Below are 14,639 nucleotides of genomic sequence, written 5' to 3' on the forward strand. Positions count from 1 at the left end.
TCAAGATCGCGGCCACAACATCTTGTGGATTGTCCGGCTAACGATTAGTACCGGTAGTGTTCGGCCTTGAACGGACCCTGCGGCTTCACGCCGATATAGGCGGCCTGCTCTTCCGAGAGCTCGGTCAGCTTGGCACCGAGCTTTGCGAGATGCAGGCGGGCGACCTTCTCATCGAGCTGCTTCGGCAGCACGTAGACCTCGTTCTTGTAGTTACCGCCCTTGGTGAAGAGCTCGATCTGCGCCAGCACCTGGTTGGAGAAGGAGGCCGACATAACGAAAGACGGATGGCCGGTGGCGTTGCCGAGATTGAGCAGGCGGCCTTCCGAAAGCAGGATCATGCGGTTGCCCTTCGGGAACTCGATCATGTCTACCTGCGGCTTGATGTTGGTCCATTTGAGGTTGCGCAGCGCCGAAACCTGGATTTCGTTGTCGAAGTGGCCGATGTTGCCGACAATCGCCATGTCCTTCATCTCGCGCATGTGGTCCATGCGGATGACGTCCTTGTTGCCGGTCGTCGTGATGAAGATATCGGCGGTCGAAACGACGTCCTCGAGCTGGACCACTTCGTAGCCGTCCATGGCGGCCTGCAGCGCGCAGATCGGGTCGACTTCGGTGACCTTTACGCGGGCGCCCGCGCCCTTCAGCGAGGCAGCCGAGCCCTTGCCGACGTCGCCATATCCGCAAACGACGGCGACCTTGCCGGCCATCATCACGTCGGTGCCGCGGCGGATGCCGTCGACGAGCGATTCCTTGCAGCCGTACTTGTTGTCGAACTTCGACTTCGTGACGCTGTCGTTGACGTTGATCGCCGGGAAGGGAAGCAGACCCTTGGCCTGGAGCTGGTAGAGGCGGTTGACGCCGGTGGTCGTTTCTTCGGTGACGCCCTTGATGGCGTCGCGCTGCTTGGTGAACCAGCCCGGGGAGGCGGCGAGACGCTTCTTGATCTGTGCAAAGAGGATTTCCTCCTCTTCCGAACCCGGGTTCGAAAGCACGTTCTCGCCGGCTTCGGCGCGTGCGCCGAGCAGGATGTACATGGTGGCGTCCCCGCCATCGTCGAGAATCATGTTCGAGAGGCCGCCGTCGGCCCACTGGAAGATCTTGTCGGTATAGGTCCAGTATTCCTCAAGCGTTTCGCCCTTGACGGCGAAGACCGGAACACCGCTTGCTGCGATGGCGGCAGCAGCGTGATCCTGGGTCGAGAAGATGTTGCACGACGCCCAGCGAACCTCGGCACCGAGCGCAACCAGCGTCTCGATCAGCACGGCGGTCTGGATGGTCATATGCAGCGAGCCGGTGATGCGCGCGCCCTTCAGCGGCTTCGATGCACCGAATTCCTCGCGGCAGGCCATCAGGCCCGGCATTTCCGTTTCGGCGATGGCAATTTCCTTGCGACCGAAATCGGCGAGCCCGATATCGGCGACAATATAGTCCTGAGTTGCGGTCATGGAGTTCTCCAGGGCTGATCTCTTCCGGCCGCGCCGGCCCCTTGGCCTTCTGGCGGCATAACAATGCCTCCCGCGCAGGATCGCGGGGAGAGTGGCCACGGTCTATCAGGAATCGACGGGTAGGGCAACCGCGATATAAAGAAGTCTTTATATGTTTATATCGGGCGATGCGCGGGAAGTGACCCTCGGTCTGATCGCGCGACGAACCGCGTCAGATCTCTTCGCCGAACTTGTCGCGCACCAAGGCGTCGAGGGCGTTGAGCGCCTCTTCCGCCTGCACGCCGCTGGCGGTCACGAAAACGGTGCAGCCCGTGCTGGCGGCGAGCATCATCAGCCCCATGATTGACGTGCCGCCGACCGTCATGCCGTCCTTGGAGACGGTGATCTCGGCATCATAGGCTTCGACGGTCTGGACGAATTTCGCCGAAGCGCGTGCATGCAAGCCGCGTTTGTTGATGATCAGCAGCTCCCGAGTCAGCGACATGTCCGGGCGATGGTCCATCATTTTCCACTCAGCACGCGGCTGGCGACATTGATGTATTTGCGCCCCGCCTCGGAGGCCTCGACGAGGGCCTTGTCCATGTCACTCTCGCCGCGAACCCCGGCAAGTTTGATCAGCATCGGCAGATTGACCCCCGCGATCACCTCGACGCTGCCGCTGCGCATCACCGAGATGGCAAGGTTGGAAGGCGTGCCGCCGAACATGTCCGTCAGGATGATGACGCCATTGCCCTCGTCCGCGCCCGCGACCGCATCGAGGATATCCTGACGCCGCTGGTCCATGTCGTCCTCGGGCCCGATGCACACGGTCTCGATAGCTTTTTGCGGACCGACCACATGCTCCAAAGCATGCCGAAACTCTTCCGCCAGCTTGCCATGGGTGACAAGCACAAGTCCGATCATGGGTATCTTTGCTCCAACTGCATAGCAACTCGTTGATGGTCAGATATCGCAATGCAGCAATTTCGTCCACCTGTTGGGGCGGCCATCTTGGCAAGGAAAAGGGGAAGTGCAAGCCAAAAATGCCGAAAAAGCAGCCCTTATGCCTTCGGATAAGGCTAAAGTGCTAGATTTTTGGGTAGCAGCGCGTGCAGTGCATCGAGAGGCGAAACGAGGTTTTCAACGGGAACGCGCAACAGCGGCAGACTTCGCCCAATATCTAGCTGCAGCTCTTCGTTCTCGGGCGGCAGACGCTCATCGCCGGACGGTCGGACCGGCATAATCGCCCAGTCGAGAACGCAGGCCGAAACCGTTTCGGCGGCGACGATGCCGCCGCCGCGGATCTCGATCAGGCCGCGAATGGATGGGGGGCACCGGGCGATTATCCGATCGTTTAAAAGGCTGAGGTCGACCCGGTCGTCGGCGACGAGTGCCGCGAAACGTCCGCGCCGCCTCGCCTCGGAAATGCAGGAAAGCGCCAGGGCCGACTTGCCCGAACCGGAAGGGCCGGTAATCAGAAATCCGGTCGAGCCGAGAACGATGGCCGTTGCGTGGATATTGCAGGTAGGCGCGGTCACTGGTGCGGCTCGGCGGGCAGCGCGAGGATGAAGCGGGCGCCGGTCACGTGCCCGCCCTGGCCGACGATGTTTTCCGCCTTCAGCGTGCCGCCATGCGCTTCGGCGATCTGGCGCGAGATCGAAAGGCCGAGGCCGGAATTCTGGCCAAAGTCCTCGCCCTCCGGCCGGTCGGTATAGAAGCGTTCGAAAATGCGATCGATGTCTTCGGCCTGGATGCCTGGTCCGTTGTCTTCGACATAGACGATGCAGCGGGACCGCGACCGGGTCAGGCGCACGACGATGCGGCCATTCTGCTCGGGCACGAAGGAGCGGGCATTTTCGATGAGGTTCGTGACGATCTGGCCGATGCGCAGCTCGTAGCCGTTGACGACAAAGCTTGCCCGCGGATTGTCCTTGCGGTCGATGACGAAGTCGAGGAGCACCGGCTTCTTCTTGCTGCGGATCTGTCGGGAAATATCGATGAGATCGCCGAGCAGCTTCTCCAGGTCGATCTTCTTGGCGTCGCTGCGCGCCAGTTCGGCATCGAGCCGCGAGGCGTCGGAGATATCGCTGATCAGCCGGTCGAGGCGGCGTACGTCATGCTGGATGACGTCGAGCAGCCGCTTCTTCGAGTCGTCGTTGCGCGCGAGCGGCAGGGTCTCGACGGCGCTGCGCAGCGACGTGAGCGGGTTCTTGAGCTCGTGGCTGACGTCGGCGGCAAAGTTTTCGATCGCCGCGATGCGGTCATAGAGCGCCGTCGTCATTTCCCGAAGCGCCACGGAGAGGTTACCGATTTCGTCCTGGCGCGACGAGAAATCCGGGATTTCCTCCCGTTCCTTAGCGCCGCCGCGGCGCACGCGGATCGCGGCAGCCGACAGCCTTCTCAGCGGATTGGCGATCGTCGACGACAGAAGCAGCGACAGGATCACGTTGACGAGCGCGGCAACACCGAAGACGCGGATGATGGCCAGGCGCTCGGCATGGACGATCTTGTCGATGTCGCCCGCCTGCGTCGAAAGCAGGAGTACGCCAAGCACGGCGCGGAAACGCTGCACCGGCACTGCGACCGAAACGATGAGCTCGCCCTTCTCCGTCACCCGCACGACGGCGCCGCGCACACCGGTCAGCGCATTCATCACCTCCGGATAGATCGAGCCGTTGCCGCCCGGCGGCTCCTTGTAGAGCGGCAGGTCGCCCGGCTGCAGCAGCCGGTTGAGCCACATGCTGAGCTTGTCGGCGATGCCGGTCGTTTCCGGGTCGACCGGCGGAAGGTCGAAGCGCAGCACCTGGCCGCCGCTATAGAGGTGGCGGGAGTCGAGCAGGAGATCGGCATCGGCGTCGAAGAGACGGGCGCGCGTCCGCGTCGGCGAAATCAGCCGTCTGAGGACCGGTGCTACACGCTCCTGGATGATCGGGAATTCGAGATCCTCGTCGTTCGGCAGCGGCGTGATGCTTTCACCGGCCTGCAGTTCGAGCAGTTTTTCCGGATCGATGGTGATCGAGTTGGTGTCGACCGAGGCGGAGGCCGAAATGGCCCCGGCGATGATCTCGCCCTGGGTGAGCAGGCTTTCCACCCGGGCGTCGATCAGGCCCTCGCGGAACTGGTTGAGATACATGATGCCGCCGACGAGCACCACGAGCGCGACGAGGTTGAAGAAGACGATGCGCCGGGTGAGGCTCGAAAAGACGGCATTGCCGAACAGGCGCCGGATCAGCGTGAAGGGGTGCGCCCATCGGCGCTCGCTGCGCGCCGATGCCCGCCCTTCGATATCCTCGAGATCGCCCTGCAAGACTTCTACCAAGTCTCCCGCTCCCACGACGAAAATTCCGTCGCCTTCTTCTCCTAAAGCGCCGCGCGTCTAATCAGATGCGCAAAGGACGCTGTAGCTCTTTGAATGCAGTGCGCCGGCACATTGCATCCGCCTGATCCCGGGGCTCCGCCTGGTTCCCGGCTCATGCGCCGGGGCGGCTCTTGTCCCGCGGACGCGGCCTGCTCGACGCGGGTTGCCACTCCCGCGTCGCCGTTACGCCATTTCTGCATGATCCACAATCGCCGCCATGGCAAGCGTGGTGCTAAGGCCCTCAGGCCGTCTCGCGAAAACGATAGCCGACGCCGTAAAGTGTTTCGATCATGTCGAAGTCGTTGTCGACCATCTTGAACTTCTTGCGAAGCCGCTTGATGTGGCTGTCGATCGTGCGGTCATCCACATAGACCTGCTCATCATAGGCGGCATCCATCAATGCGTCGCGGCTCTTCACCACGCCCGGACGCTGCGCCAGCGAGTGCAGGATGAGAAATTCGGTGACTGTAAGCGTGACCGACTCGTTCTTCCAGGTGCAGGTGTGGCGCTCCTGGTCCATCACGAGCTGGCCGCGTTCCAGCGACCGGGACGGTGCGTCGGAAGCCTTTGCCGTGCCGATGGCGCCGACCGCGGCAAGGTCGCGATTCGGCGCGCGGCGCAGGATCGCCTTCACGCGCTCGACCAGCAGGCGCTGGGAAAAGGGCTTGGTGATGAAATCGTCGGCACCCATCTTGAGACCGAAAAGCTCGTCGATCTCCTCGTCCTTAGACGTCAGGAAAATCACCGGCAGGTCGGATTTCTGCCGCAGGCGGCGCAACAGCTCCATGCCGTCCATGCGCGGCATCTTGATGTCGAAGATTGCGAGCTGCGGCGGACGCGCCAGCAGGCCCTCGAGTGCCGATGCACCGTCGGTGTAGGTTTCGACCTTGTAGCCCTCGGCTTCCAGCGCGATGGACACGGATGTCAGGATATTGCGGTCGTCATCGACAAGCGCGATGGTCTGCATCGTATTCAACTCCGTCTTATTTTGGTCCGTTGGCCAGACCCGCTGCAGGAATCGCGGCAATCGCGAGTCATCGGCGTTACTTGAGTATAAAGGTGGAACAAATTGTGGCGAAGCAGAAAAGCGCCGCCTGTCAATCGTCTCGGGACTGGCCGACAAATGTGTCTTGGTGAAGCATAATTCAACCGATTAAAAAATACACATTTTTCTTTAAATCGATTAATATACTGATATCATTATTGTTTTAGGAGTCGATATCTTGTCTTCGATCAACCTTGTCGGTATGTTCCGACGATCTTCACCACCGATGGCCAATGACAAAGGAAGCTTGACCATGGAGCAACTCGGCAGCCGCAACCCCTCGAACGGACTGGAAACAATAGGCTTTTCGGACCTGGCTTTCGTCCGCTACAACTTCGAGGCAGCGGAGCTTTACGAGGACGCCCTTCGCCGTGGCGAGGCGCAATTGACCGCACACGGCGCACTCTGCGCTCGGACCGGGCAGCACACGGGCCGCTCCCCCAAGGACAAGTTCGTCGTCCGCGACGCGGCGACCGCTGACCAGATCTGGTGGGACAACAACAACGCGATGTCGGCCGAAAACTTCGAGCGCCTGCGCCAGGACATGCTTGCTCATGCCAAGGGCAAGTCGCTTTACGTGCAGGACCTCATCGGCGGCGCCGATCCGGCCCATGCCCTGCCGACGCGCGTCGTCACCGAGCTCGCCTGGCACTCGCTTTTTATCCGCAATCTCTTGATCCGCCCGGCGCGCGAGGCGCTTGCGGGCTTCGAGCCGAAACTGACGATCATCGACTTGCCGAGCTTCCGGGCGGATCCGGCGCGCCACGGTTGCCGCAGCGAGACGGTAATCGCCTGTGACCTCACGAACGGCCTCGTCCTGATCGGCGGCACCTCCTATGCCGGCGAAATGAAGAAGTCGGTCTTTACGGTGCTCAACTATCTCCTGCCGAAAAAGGATGTCATGCCGATGCATTGCTCGGCCAATGTCGGTCCCGCGGGAGACACTGCCATCTTCTTCGGCCTCTCCGGCACGGGCAAGACCACGCTTTCGGCCGACCCCGCCCGCACGCTCATCGGCGATGACGAGCACGGATGGGGCGAGGACGGCGTCTTCAATTTCGAGGGCGGCTGCTATGCCAAGGCGATCAAGCTCTCGGCCACGGCCGAGCCGGAGATCTATGCCACAACCCGGCGCTTCGGCACCGTGATGGAGAACGTCGTGCTCGATCAGCGCCGCGTACCTGACTTCGACGACGGCTCGCTGACGGAAAACACCCGTATCGCCTATCCGCTGGACTTCATTCCGAATGCCAGCGAAACGGGCACGGCGCCGCAGCCGCGCACCGTCATCATGCTGACGGCGGATGCCTTTGGCGTCATGCCGCCGATCGCCAGGCTGACACCCGAACAGGCGATGTATCACTTCCTGTCCGGCTACACGGCCAAGGTCGCCGGAACGGAAAAGGGCGTGACCGAACCGGAAGCGACCTTCTCGACCTGCTTCGGCGCTCCGTTCATGCCGCGCCATCCGTCGGAATACGGCAATCTGCTGAAGGACCTCATTGCCAAGAACGGCGTCACCTGCTGGCTAGTCAACACCGGCTGGACCGGCGGCGCCTACGGCACGGGGCATCGCATGCCGATCAAGGTGACGCGTGCGCTGCTTTCGGCAGCCCTTGACGGTTCGCTCAACGATGCGGCGTTCCGCACCGACGCGAATTTCGGCTTTGCCGTCCCGGTATCCGTGCCGGGCGTCAACGACGGCATTCTCGATCCGCGTTCGACATGGGCGGACGGCGTGGCCTATGACTCCCAGGCGCGCCGCCTGGTCGACATGTTCGTCGCCAACTTCGCCAAGTTCGAAAGCCATGTCGACGGCAGCGTGCGCGACGCGGCACCCGGAGCGAAGGTCGCCGCCGAATAAAGATCGCCGGCTATGATTCACGTGAAACCCGGTCCGTTGGGCCGGGTTTTCGCGTTTTATCCCGATTGTTTTCAAATGCTTCGCTATAGGCCACAGTGGATTTCGGAGCGATTCGATCCAAAATCATGAACGTGATCGATTCTGATGGGTTAGAGAGGGGAAGGGGAACCGCCTGCCCGCGGCATCAGCACGACTGAAACGGAGCAACCATGGCCAGCGAACCGCTGTACATCAACGACGGCATCGTCATTGCCGGCTGGGAATTGACGGAGCAGTTCGTGCTGGCCGGAGGACCGGGCGGACAGAACGTCAACAAGGTGTCGACGGCGGTCCAGCTCTTCTTCGACATTCAGGCCTCGCCGTCGCTGCCGGATCGCGTCAAGGCAAATGCATTGAGGCTTGCGGGCCGCCGTGCCTCAAAGGACGGCGTGCTGATGATCGAGGCCAGTCGTTTTCGCAGCCAGGAGCGCAATCGCGAGGATGCCCGCGAGCGGCTGAAGGAGCTCATTCTGAAGGCGGCCGAGCCGCCGCCACCCCCGCGCAAGAAGACGAAGCCGACCCGCAGTTCGATCGAGCGGCGGCTGAAGGAGAAATCCGGCCGCGCCGAAATCAAGAAGCTTCGCGGGCGGCCCGGCGGCGAGTGAGGAAGTCTGCGAGCGTGCGTAAGAAACCGCGCCCGCGGCTCCTCGTACGGGCCAAGTGAATCTTTCGGCCGCTCTCTTGAACTTTCGCCGGTGCCGCCCTCTTTTATCGAGGGGCATCTGCGGAAGAGGAGGCAACCATGGGTTTGTTCAGCTTTATCAAGAATGCCGGCAAGAAGCTTGGGATCGGCAGCGACGATACGCCGCCGGATGCCGACAGTGTCCAGAAGGAACTCGCCTCGCATGACCTCGGCACCAAGGACGTGCAGGTCGAAGTCGTGGACGACAAGGTTGTCCTCAAGGGCGTCGTCAAGGATCAGTCGACGTTCGAAAAGGCCGTCGTGGCTGTCGGCAACACGCTCGGCGTGTCGGCGGTGGAAGCCTCCGATCTTAAGGTCGCGGACGCCGGCGCCGCGCCCGCACCCGCCAAGGCCCCCGTCTTCTACACCGTTAAGAAGGGCGACAATCTCTGGAAGATTGCCGAGACGCAGTACGGCAAGGGTAAGGGCGCCAAACACCCGCTGATCTTCGAAGCGAATAAGCCGATGCTGAAAGATCCCGACAAGATCTATCCGGGGCAGGTTCTGCGCATTCCGGATCTGGACGCTGGCTGAGCGGCGGTTTTTTTCGGGTGGCGACCGAGTTCCGCGATAGCTATAGAGCGGGCGAGTTCGGGTTTGACGAACTGGGGCCCGTCGATCGCAGCAGCGGATGACGGGACACACACAATGCAGGTTCTGCCGAAAGGGATAAGACATATTCCGGGTTTCCTCGACCGCTCCCGTCAGGAGGAATTGGTCGAGGCCATTCGCCTGGTCGTGACGGAGGCGCCGCTCTTCGTGCCGGAAATGCCGAAGACCGGCAAGCCGATGTCGGTGCGCATGACCAATTGCGGTCCGCTCGGCTGGGTTACCGATCGGGAAGGGGGCTATCGCTACCAGGCGAAGCACCCGGTGACGGGCAAGCCCTGGCCGGCAATGCCGGCCGCACTCAACGACATCTGGCGCGCAGTTTCGGCAAGCGACAAGGAGCCGGAGGCCTGCCTCGTCAACTTCTATTCCGCAGACGCGCGCATGGGCCTGCATCAGGACAGGGACGAGAAGGACCTCGAGACCGCCGTCGTTTCGATATCGCTCGGCGATACCTGCCTCTTTCGGGTTGGGGGCCGGGAACGCAGTGGACAGACGATCTCGTTCAAGCTTGCAAGCGGCGACGTCGTCGTGCTCGGCGGCGAAGGCAGGCTAGCCTTCCACGGCGTCGACCGCATCTATCCGAACACCTCGACGCTCCTGAAGAACGGCGGCCGCCTGAATCTCACCTTGCGCCGGGTCAATCCTTAGAAGTCGGATGAGGAATCGGGCGCGGCCGTACTGGGGCGCCGTGCTCGCTTCAAAGCTTCCGGAGCGCCACCGTTTGCGTCAGGTGGTTGGGGCCCTTCTGCAGGATCAGGTCCGCGCGCGGCCGTGTCGGCAGGATGTTCTGGTGCAGGTTTTTCAGATTGATGTTGTGCCAGAGCCCCTCGGCGATGGCGCGTGCCGCGTCCTCGCTGATCGTCGCATAGCGGTGGAAGAAGGACTGCGGGCTCTTGAAGGCCGTTTCGCGCAGCCGCATGAAGCGGCTCACGTACCAGCTGTGTATGAGGCTTTCCTCGGCATCGATATAGATCGAGAAATCGAAGAAATCCGATACCATCGGCACGATCTTGCCGTCGGCCGGCAGATTGCGCGACTGCAGCACGTTGATTCCTTCGAAGATCAGGATGTCCGGCCGGTCGATGGTCTGGAACCGGTCCGGGATGACGTCGTAGGTCAGGTGCGAATAAGTTGGTGCCTTGACGTTCGGCTGGCCCGCCTTGATCGCCGAGAGGAAGCGCAGGAGCGCGCCGATGTCGTAGCTCTCCGGAAAACCCTTGCGATCCATCATGTTTTCCCGCTGCAGGATCGCGTTCGGGTAGAGAAAGCCGTCAGTGGTGATCAGGTCGACCTTCGGGCTCGAGGGCCAGCGCGCCAACAGCTCGGCGAGAATGCGCGCCGTCGTCGATTTGCCGACGGCGACCGAACCGGCGATGCCGATGACGAAGGGCGTCTTCGTTTCGTCGGACATGCTGAGGAAGCGCTTGCGCTGCTGGAACAGGATCTGCGAAGCCTCGACATGGGCGGAAAGCAGGCGCGACAGCGACAGGTAGATCCGGCGTACCTCGCCAAGGTCGACCGGGTCGTTCAGCGAGCGCAGGCGCTGCACCTCATCGGCCGTCAGCGTCAAAGGTGTGTCGGCACGAAAGCGCGACCATTCCTCGGCTGAGAACACATGATAGGGCGAGTAGTCCCCACCTTGGAGGTTGCCTGGAAGATCCGCGGCGTCGACGTCTTTCGCTGCGATAGTCATGGATTTTTCCGGTTTGCCTTCTCCTCAAGGCCGGACTGGCTGGTCCGCCTGGCAAGTTCGTCCATTACATCCTGCAACGGGATGGCTGCAATGTTCAATACGACCATAAGATGATAGAGAAGGTCGGCACTCTCATCGACCAGATTCTTGCGGTCGTCGCTGATCGCAGCGATCACGGCTTCGACCGCCTCCTCGCCGAGCTTCTTTGCCGCCTTGCGCTGGCCGGCCGCGACGAGCTTGGCGGTCCAGGATTCCTCCGGTGCCGCCTTTGCCCGCACGGCCACGATGTTTTCGAGATCGGAAAGAGTGAACGTGGTCATGGTTGGCTCCCTTGGGTCTTGTGCGGCATCCCGGTCAACCCCCTCTGGCCTGCCGGCCATCTCCTCCACAAGGGGGGAGAAAACAAGCGGCTGCCCCTGTTGTCCGACCGATAAGCTGCGGCAAGCGGAATGCATGGACGGAGGCGCGGAGCGTGCCGCATCTGTTCTCTCCCCTTGTGGAGGAGATGGCCGGCGGGCCAGAGGGGGTAGCAATCGCGCGGCCCTTGCATGCTCGCATAGTCGTCAGTCGAGCCGCATGGCGATGCCGTGCTCGGCCATATAACGCTTCGCCTCGCCGATACTGTAAGTGCCGAAATGGAAGATCGACGCTGCGAGCACCGCCGTCGCGTGGCCGTCGCGCACGCCTTCCACCATGTGGTCGAGCGTCCCGACGCCGCCAGAGGCGATGACGGGCGCACGCACCGCATCGGCAATCGCCCGCGTGAGCGCGACATCGTAGCCGCTTTTCGTGCCGTCGCGATCCATGGACGTCAGCAGGATTTCGCCGGCGCCGAGATCGACGACCTTCCGGGCGAATTCGACGGCGTCGATGCCGGTCCGCTCGCGTCCGCCATGGGTGAAGATCTCCCAGCGGTCCGCCTCGCCCTCGGCGGATACCTTCTTGGCATCGATCGCGACGACGATGCACTGGTTGCCGAACTTGTCGGCGGCCTCCGCGACGAACTCCGGATTCTTCACCGCCGCCGTGTTGATCGACACCTTGTCGGCGCCGGCAAGCAGCAGCTTGCGGATATCGGAAACCTGCCGCACGCCGCCGCCGACGGTGAGCGGCATGAAGCATTGTTCGGCGGTACGGGCGACGACGTCGAAGATCGTTTCGCGATTGTCCGAGGAGGCGGTGATGTCGAGGAAACAGAGCTCGTCGGCACCGGCCGCGTCATAGGCGCGCGCCGCCTCGACCGGGTCGCCCGCGTCGATGAGGTCGACGAAATTGACGCCCTTGACGACACGTCCGTCCTTGACGTCGAGGCAGGGGATTACGCGGGCTTTCAAGGTCATCGGATCATCCCTTTCTCGCGGCGCGGATCAATGCCAGCGCTTCCTGCGGGTCGATGCGGCCGTCGTAGAGCGCGCGACCGGAAATGGCGCCCTCGAGCTTGCGCGCATCCGGCTGGATCATGCGGCGAATGTCGTCCATCGAGGCGAGGCCACCTGAGGCGATCACCGGGATCGACACCGCATCGGCAAGCTCCAGCGTCGAAGCCCAGTTGATGCCGGTCAGAATGCCGTCGCGGTCGATATCCGTATAGATGATCGCCGCGACGCCGGCGCCCTCGAATTTCTTCGCAAGCTCGATGACGCCGAGCTCGGAGGCCTCTGCCCAGCCCTCGACCGCCACCTTGCCGCCCTTGGCGTCGATGCCGACGGCGATCCTGCCGGGGAATTTGTGGCAGGCTTCGATGACGAGCGCCGGATCGCGCACGGCCACGGTGCCGAGAATGACACGTGCGAGCCCGCGCGAAAGCCAGTTCTCAATGTGCGCCAGGGTGCGGATGCCCCCGCCAAGCTGCACCGGATTGCGCGTTGCCTCGAGGATCGCGTCGACCGCCGCGCCGTTCACCGTCTCACCGGCAAAGGCACCGTTCAGGTCGACGACATGCAGCCACTCGAAGCCCTGCTCCTCGAAGGCGCGCGCCTGGGCGGCCGGATCGGGATTATAGACGGTCGCCTGGTCCATGTCGCCGAGCTTCAGGCGCACGCATTGTCCGTCCTTGAGGTCGATCGCGGGGAAGAGAATCATGTGTTGATCCGATCAAGAATGAACGCCGGCAGCCTCAAGGCTTCCAACGCAGGAAATTCGAAATGAGGGCGAGGCCAAGCGTCTGGCTCTTTTCCGGGTGGAACTGCGAGCCCGCCTTGTTGTCGCGTGCGACGAAGGCGGTCACCGGGCCGCCGTAGTCCGCTTCCGCGATGACGTCCTCGGGTTTCTCGGCGGCGAGATGATAGGAATGCACGAAATAGGCATGCAGGCCGTTTTCGCCGGTCGGAATTCCTGCAAAAAGCGCGTGCGGCCGGTTGAGCTTGAGCGTGTTCCAGCCGATCTGGGGGATTTTCAGCGACGGATCGGCCGGTGTCATTTCCTTGACGTCGCCCGGAATCCAGCCGAAGCCCTTTGTGATCGTCTTTTCGAGCCCGCGCGACGACATGAGTTGCATGCCGACGCAGATCCCGAGAAACGGACGCCCGTCCTTCTCGACAGCCTGTTTCAGCGCGTCTTCCATGCCGGCGACCGCAGCGAGGCCGCGGCGGCAATCGGCATAGGCGCCGACGCCCGGCAGGACGATGCGCTCGGCGGACGCCACCCGTTCCGGCCTGTCGGTCAGGTCGATCTCCGCCGCGATGCCGGCTTCCCGTGCCGCCCGTTCGAAGGCTTTCGTGGCCGAGCGCAGATTGCCCGACCCATAGTCAATGATGGCGACCCGCATCAGCGTTCTCCATAGGGTTGAAAGAGGCCAAGGCCGGCGCTGCTGTCGGCCCGCTTCGCCGCAGAGCGCTCGTCTGACGGCAACGGAGTTGCCGTCTTACCATCCGCCGTGGCCGGTATGTTGGAAAAATAGATCTCTTCCGCTGTTTCCAGATCGCGCGCCGGGACGATCAAGCGAAGCGTCCAGTCTCGCTTCTTGAGGTTCCGCGCGACCAGAAGCGGGCCTTCGAGCGATACCAGCAGGCTGAGCGCCAGTTGCATGAAAAGCGAGGGGGCAAAGGCACCCGGTACGCTGGACAGGAAGATTAACAGGATTTGCAGAACGGCAACTGCGATTCCAAGAAGCCATGCCCGCTTGCTCATCAGCCAAAGCGCGGGAAAGAAAAATGCGGGCCAGGAAAATCCGTCCGCGATGAACCGCGCCCTTTCGTCATCGGCCGGTGCGCCGGGCGGGGTCATGATCAGATAAGAAGCCATGGGTCTCAGCCGGGGTATTGCCGGCTCAGGCGAGCGTTCCCTTGGTCGAGGGCACGCGTCCAGCCTGGCGCGGATCGATTTCGGTTGCGGTGCGAAGCACGCGGGCGACGGACTTGAAGCAGGTCTCGGCGATATGATGATTGTTGGCGCCGTAGATGTTCTGGATATGCAGCGTGATGCCTGCATGCTGGGCCAGCGCCTGGAAGAATTCACGCACCAGTTCCGTGTCGAAGCTGCCGATCTTCGGCGAGGTGAAAGCCACGTTCCAGACGAGGAACGGCCGGCCGGAAACATCGACGGCGGCGCGCGTCATCGTTTCGTCCATGGCCAGGTCGATCGAGGCGTAGCGCGTGATGCCGCGGCGATCGCCGAGCGCCTTGGCGAGTGCCTGGCCGAGCGCAATCCCGGTGTCCTCGACGGTGTGATGGTCGTCGATGTGCAGGTCGCCGTCCGCCTTGATCTCCATGTCGATCAGCGAATGGCGCGAAAGCTGGTCCAGCATATGGTCGAAGAAGCCGACGCCGGTCGCAATCTTCGACGTTCCCGTTCCGTCGATGTTGACGGAGACCGATACAGCGGTTTCATTTGTCTTTCTGGAAACTTGGCCGCTGCGGCTGGGCATGCTTTCTGCCATCAGGCTCTCCTGTACGCGTTCGATCCGGATGATTTCGCTCTGAAA

The 14,639-nt window shown here is 62.4% G+C and carries 17 protein-coding genes; 4 read left to right on the top strand and 13 right to left on the bottom strand.

Annotation, left to right across the window (positions count from 1 at the left end):
* Nucleotides 1–44 precede the first annotated feature (44 nt).
* The 6 genes from ahcY to chvI all read right to left on the bottom strand — a co-directional run bounded on the left by ahcY (nt 45) and on the right by chvI (nt 5,749).
* Nucleotides 45–1,445 (bottom strand): adenosylhomocysteinase, encoded by a 1,401-nt coding sequence (gene ahcY, locus QA637_RS16900; protein WP_153440570.1) that lies wholly within the window; start codon nt 1,443–1,445, stop codon nt 45–47.
* Between the two features lie 211 nt (nt 1,446–1,656).
* The gene (locus QA637_RS16905; protein WP_167528290.1) at nt 1,657–1,950 is read right to left on the bottom strand and encodes an HPr family phosphocarrier protein; all 294 of its coding nucleotides are present in this window, start codon (nt 1,948–1,950) and stop codon (nt 1,657–1,659) included.
* Nucleotides 1,947–2,348, bottom strand: a complete 402-nt coding sequence (locus QA637_RS16910; RefSeq protein WP_153440569.1) for a PTS sugar transporter subunit IIA — start codon at nt 2,346–2,348, stop codon at nt 1,947–1,949. The genes QA637_RS16905 and QA637_RS16910 overlap by 4 nt, the downstream gene beginning before the upstream one ends.
* A 155-nt stretch (nt 2,349–2,503) precedes the next feature.
* Nucleotides 2,504–2,962, bottom strand: a complete 459-nt coding sequence (locus tag QA637_RS16915) for an HPr kinase/phosphorylase (protein WP_184108619.1) — start codon at nt 2,960–2,962, stop codon at nt 2,504–2,506.
* Nucleotides 2,959–4,743, bottom strand: coding sequence for a sensor histidine kinase (locus QA637_RS16920; protein WP_153440568.1), 1,785 nt, complete (start codon nt 4,741–4,743; stop codon nt 2,959–2,961). Before QA637_RS16920 ends, QA637_RS16915 begins: the two co-directional genes overlap by 4 nt.
* 280 nt (nt 4,744–5,023) lie before the next feature.
* Nucleotides 5,024–5,749: a two-component system response regulator ChvI gene (chvI, locus tag QA637_RS16925; RefSeq protein ID WP_153440567.1), complete on the bottom strand. Its 726-nt coding sequence runs from the start codon at nt 5,747–5,749 to the stop codon at nt 5,024–5,026.
* Between the two features lie 331 nt (nt 5,750–6,080).
* Here chvI and QA637_RS16930 point away from each other — a divergent pair, with 331 nt between their 5' ends.
* The 4 genes from QA637_RS16930 (at nt 6,081) to QA637_RS16945 (ending at nt 9,672) form a co-directional block, all read left to right on the top strand.
* Nucleotides 6,081–7,691 carry a phosphoenolpyruvate carboxykinase gene (locus QA637_RS16930; RefSeq protein ID WP_153440566.1) on the top strand — a complete coding sequence of 537 codons (1,611 nt, stop codon included), beginning with the start codon at nt 6,081–6,083 and terminating at the stop codon, nt 7,689–7,691.
* Nucleotides 7,692–7,900: 209 nt separating this feature from the next.
* The gene (gene arfB, locus QA637_RS16935) at nt 7,901–8,335 is read left to right on the top strand and encodes an alternative ribosome rescue aminoacyl-tRNA hydrolase ArfB (protein ID WP_153440565.1); all 435 of its coding nucleotides are present in this window, start codon (nt 7,901–7,903) and stop codon (nt 8,333–8,335) included.
* Between the two features lie 137 nt (nt 8,336–8,472).
* The gene (lysM, locus tag QA637_RS16940; protein ID WP_153440564.1) at nt 8,473–8,946 is read left to right on the top strand and encodes a peptidoglycan-binding protein LysM; all 474 of its coding nucleotides are present in this window, start codon (nt 8,473–8,475) and stop codon (nt 8,944–8,946) included.
* Between the two features lie 114 nt (nt 8,947–9,060).
* Entirely contained in the window at nt 9,061–9,672 is a 612-nt protein-coding gene (locus tag QA637_RS16945; protein WP_153440563.1) for an alpha-ketoglutarate-dependent dioxygenase AlkB, read from the top strand.
* 49 nt (nt 9,673–9,721) lie between these two features.
* On the opposite strand, the gene coaA is transcribed toward QA637_RS16945, so the two are convergent.
* From coaA to hisB, 7 genes are all read right to left on the bottom strand, one after another.
* Nucleotides 9,722–10,717, bottom strand: coding sequence for a type I pantothenate kinase (gene coaA / locus QA637_RS16950; RefSeq protein ID WP_153440562.1), 996 nt, complete (start codon nt 10,715–10,717; stop codon nt 9,722–9,724).
* Complete coding sequence (locus QA637_RS16955) at nt 10,714–11,037, bottom strand: phosphoribosyl-ATP diphosphatase (protein ID WP_153440561.1); 324 nt, start codon at nt 11,035–11,037, stop codon at nt 10,714–10,716. The genes coaA and QA637_RS16955 overlap by 4 nt, the downstream gene beginning before the upstream one ends.
* Nucleotides 11,038–11,280: 243 nt before the next feature.
* The gene (hisF, locus tag QA637_RS16960; RefSeq protein ID WP_153440560.1) at nt 11,281–12,057 is read right to left on the bottom strand and encodes an imidazole glycerol phosphate synthase subunit HisF; all 777 of its coding nucleotides are present in this window, start codon (nt 12,055–12,057) and stop codon (nt 11,281–11,283) included.
* Between the two features lie 4 nt (nt 12,058–12,061).
* Nucleotides 12,062–12,799 carry a 1-(5-phosphoribosyl)-5-[(5-phosphoribosylamino)methylideneamino]imidazole-4-carboxamide isomerase gene (hisA, locus tag QA637_RS16965; RefSeq protein ID WP_153440559.1) on the bottom strand — a complete coding sequence of 246 codons (738 nt, stop codon included), beginning with the start codon at nt 12,797–12,799 and terminating at the stop codon, nt 12,062–12,064.
* Between the two features lie 34 nt (nt 12,800–12,833).
* Complete coding sequence (gene hisH, locus QA637_RS16970; RefSeq protein WP_153440558.1) at nt 12,834–13,484, bottom strand: imidazole glycerol phosphate synthase subunit HisH; 651 nt, start codon at nt 13,482–13,484, stop codon at nt 12,834–12,836.
* A complete protein-coding gene (locus QA637_RS16975) occupies nt 13,484–13,960 on the bottom strand; it encodes a DUF2628 domain-containing protein (RefSeq protein ID WP_153440557.1) in 477 nt (158 codons plus the stop codon). The genes hisH and QA637_RS16975 overlap by 1 nt, the downstream gene beginning before the upstream one ends.
* A 25-nt stretch (nt 13,961–13,985) precedes the next feature.
* Nucleotides 13,986–14,594, bottom strand: coding sequence for an imidazoleglycerol-phosphate dehydratase HisB (gene hisB, locus QA637_RS16980; RefSeq protein ID WP_153440556.1), 609 nt, complete (start codon nt 14,592–14,594; stop codon nt 13,986–13,988).
* Nucleotides 14,595–14,639: the final 45 nt, after the last annotated feature.

It is taken from the genome of Sinorhizobium terangae (assembly GCF_029714365.1).
Lineage (GTDB): Bacteria > Pseudomonadota > Alphaproteobacteria > Rhizobiales > Rhizobiaceae > Sinorhizobium > Sinorhizobium terangae.

Bases quoted from the DNA above. Each gene is read 5' to 3' on its own strand.
- ahcY (WP_153440570.1), bottom strand. From the start codon at position 1,445: ATGACCGCAACTCAGGACTATATTGTCGCCGATATCGGGCTCGCCGAT.
- QA637_RS16905 (WP_167528290.1), bottom strand. From the start codon at position 1,950: ATGATGGACCATCGCCCGGACATGTCGCTGACTCGGGAGCTGCTGATC.
- QA637_RS16910 (WP_153440569.1), bottom strand. From the start codon at position 2,348: ATGATCGGACTTGTGCTTGTCACCCATGGCAAGCTGGCGGAAGAGTTT.
- chvI (WP_153440567.1), bottom strand. From the start codon at position 5,749: ATGCAGACCATCGCGCTTGTCGATGACGACCGCAATATCCTGACATCC.
- QA637_RS16930 (WP_153440566.1), top strand. From the start codon at position 6,081: ATGGAGCAACTCGGCAGCCGCAACCCCTCGAACGGACTGGAAACAATA.
- arfB (WP_153440565.1), top strand. From the start codon at position 7,901: ATGGCCAGCGAACCGCTGTACATCAACGACGGCATCGTCATTGCCGGC.
- lysM (WP_153440564.1), top strand. From the start codon at position 8,473: ATGGGTTTGTTCAGCTTTATCAAGAATGCCGGCAAGAAGCTTGGGATC.
- QA637_RS16945 (WP_153440563.1), top strand. From the start codon at position 9,061: ATGCAGGTTCTGCCGAAAGGGATAAGACATATTCCGGGTTTCCTCGAC.
- coaA (WP_153440562.1), bottom strand. From the start codon at position 10,717: ATGACTATCGCAGCGAAAGACGTCGACGCCGCGGATCTTCCAGGCAAC.
- QA637_RS16955 (WP_153440561.1), bottom strand. From the start codon at position 11,037: ATGACCACGTTCACTCTTTCCGATCTCGAAAACATCGTGGCCGTGCGG.
- hisF (WP_153440560.1), bottom strand. From the start codon at position 12,057: ATGACCTTGAAAGCCCGCGTAATCCCCTGCCTCGACGTCAAGGACGGA.
- hisA (WP_153440559.1), bottom strand. From the start codon at position 12,799: ATGATTCTCTTCCCCGCGATCGACCTCAAGGACGGACAATGCGTGCGC.
- hisH (WP_153440558.1), bottom strand. From the start codon at position 13,484: ATGCGGGTCGCCATCATTGACTATGGGTCGGGCAATCTGCGCTCGGCC.
- QA637_RS16975 (WP_153440557.1), bottom strand. From the start codon at position 13,960: ATGGCTTCTTATCTGATCATGACCCCGCCCGGCGCACCGGCCGATGAC.
- hisB (WP_153440556.1), bottom strand. From the start codon at position 14,594: ATGGCAGAAAGCATGCCCAGCCGCAGCGGCCAAGTTTCCAGAAAGACA.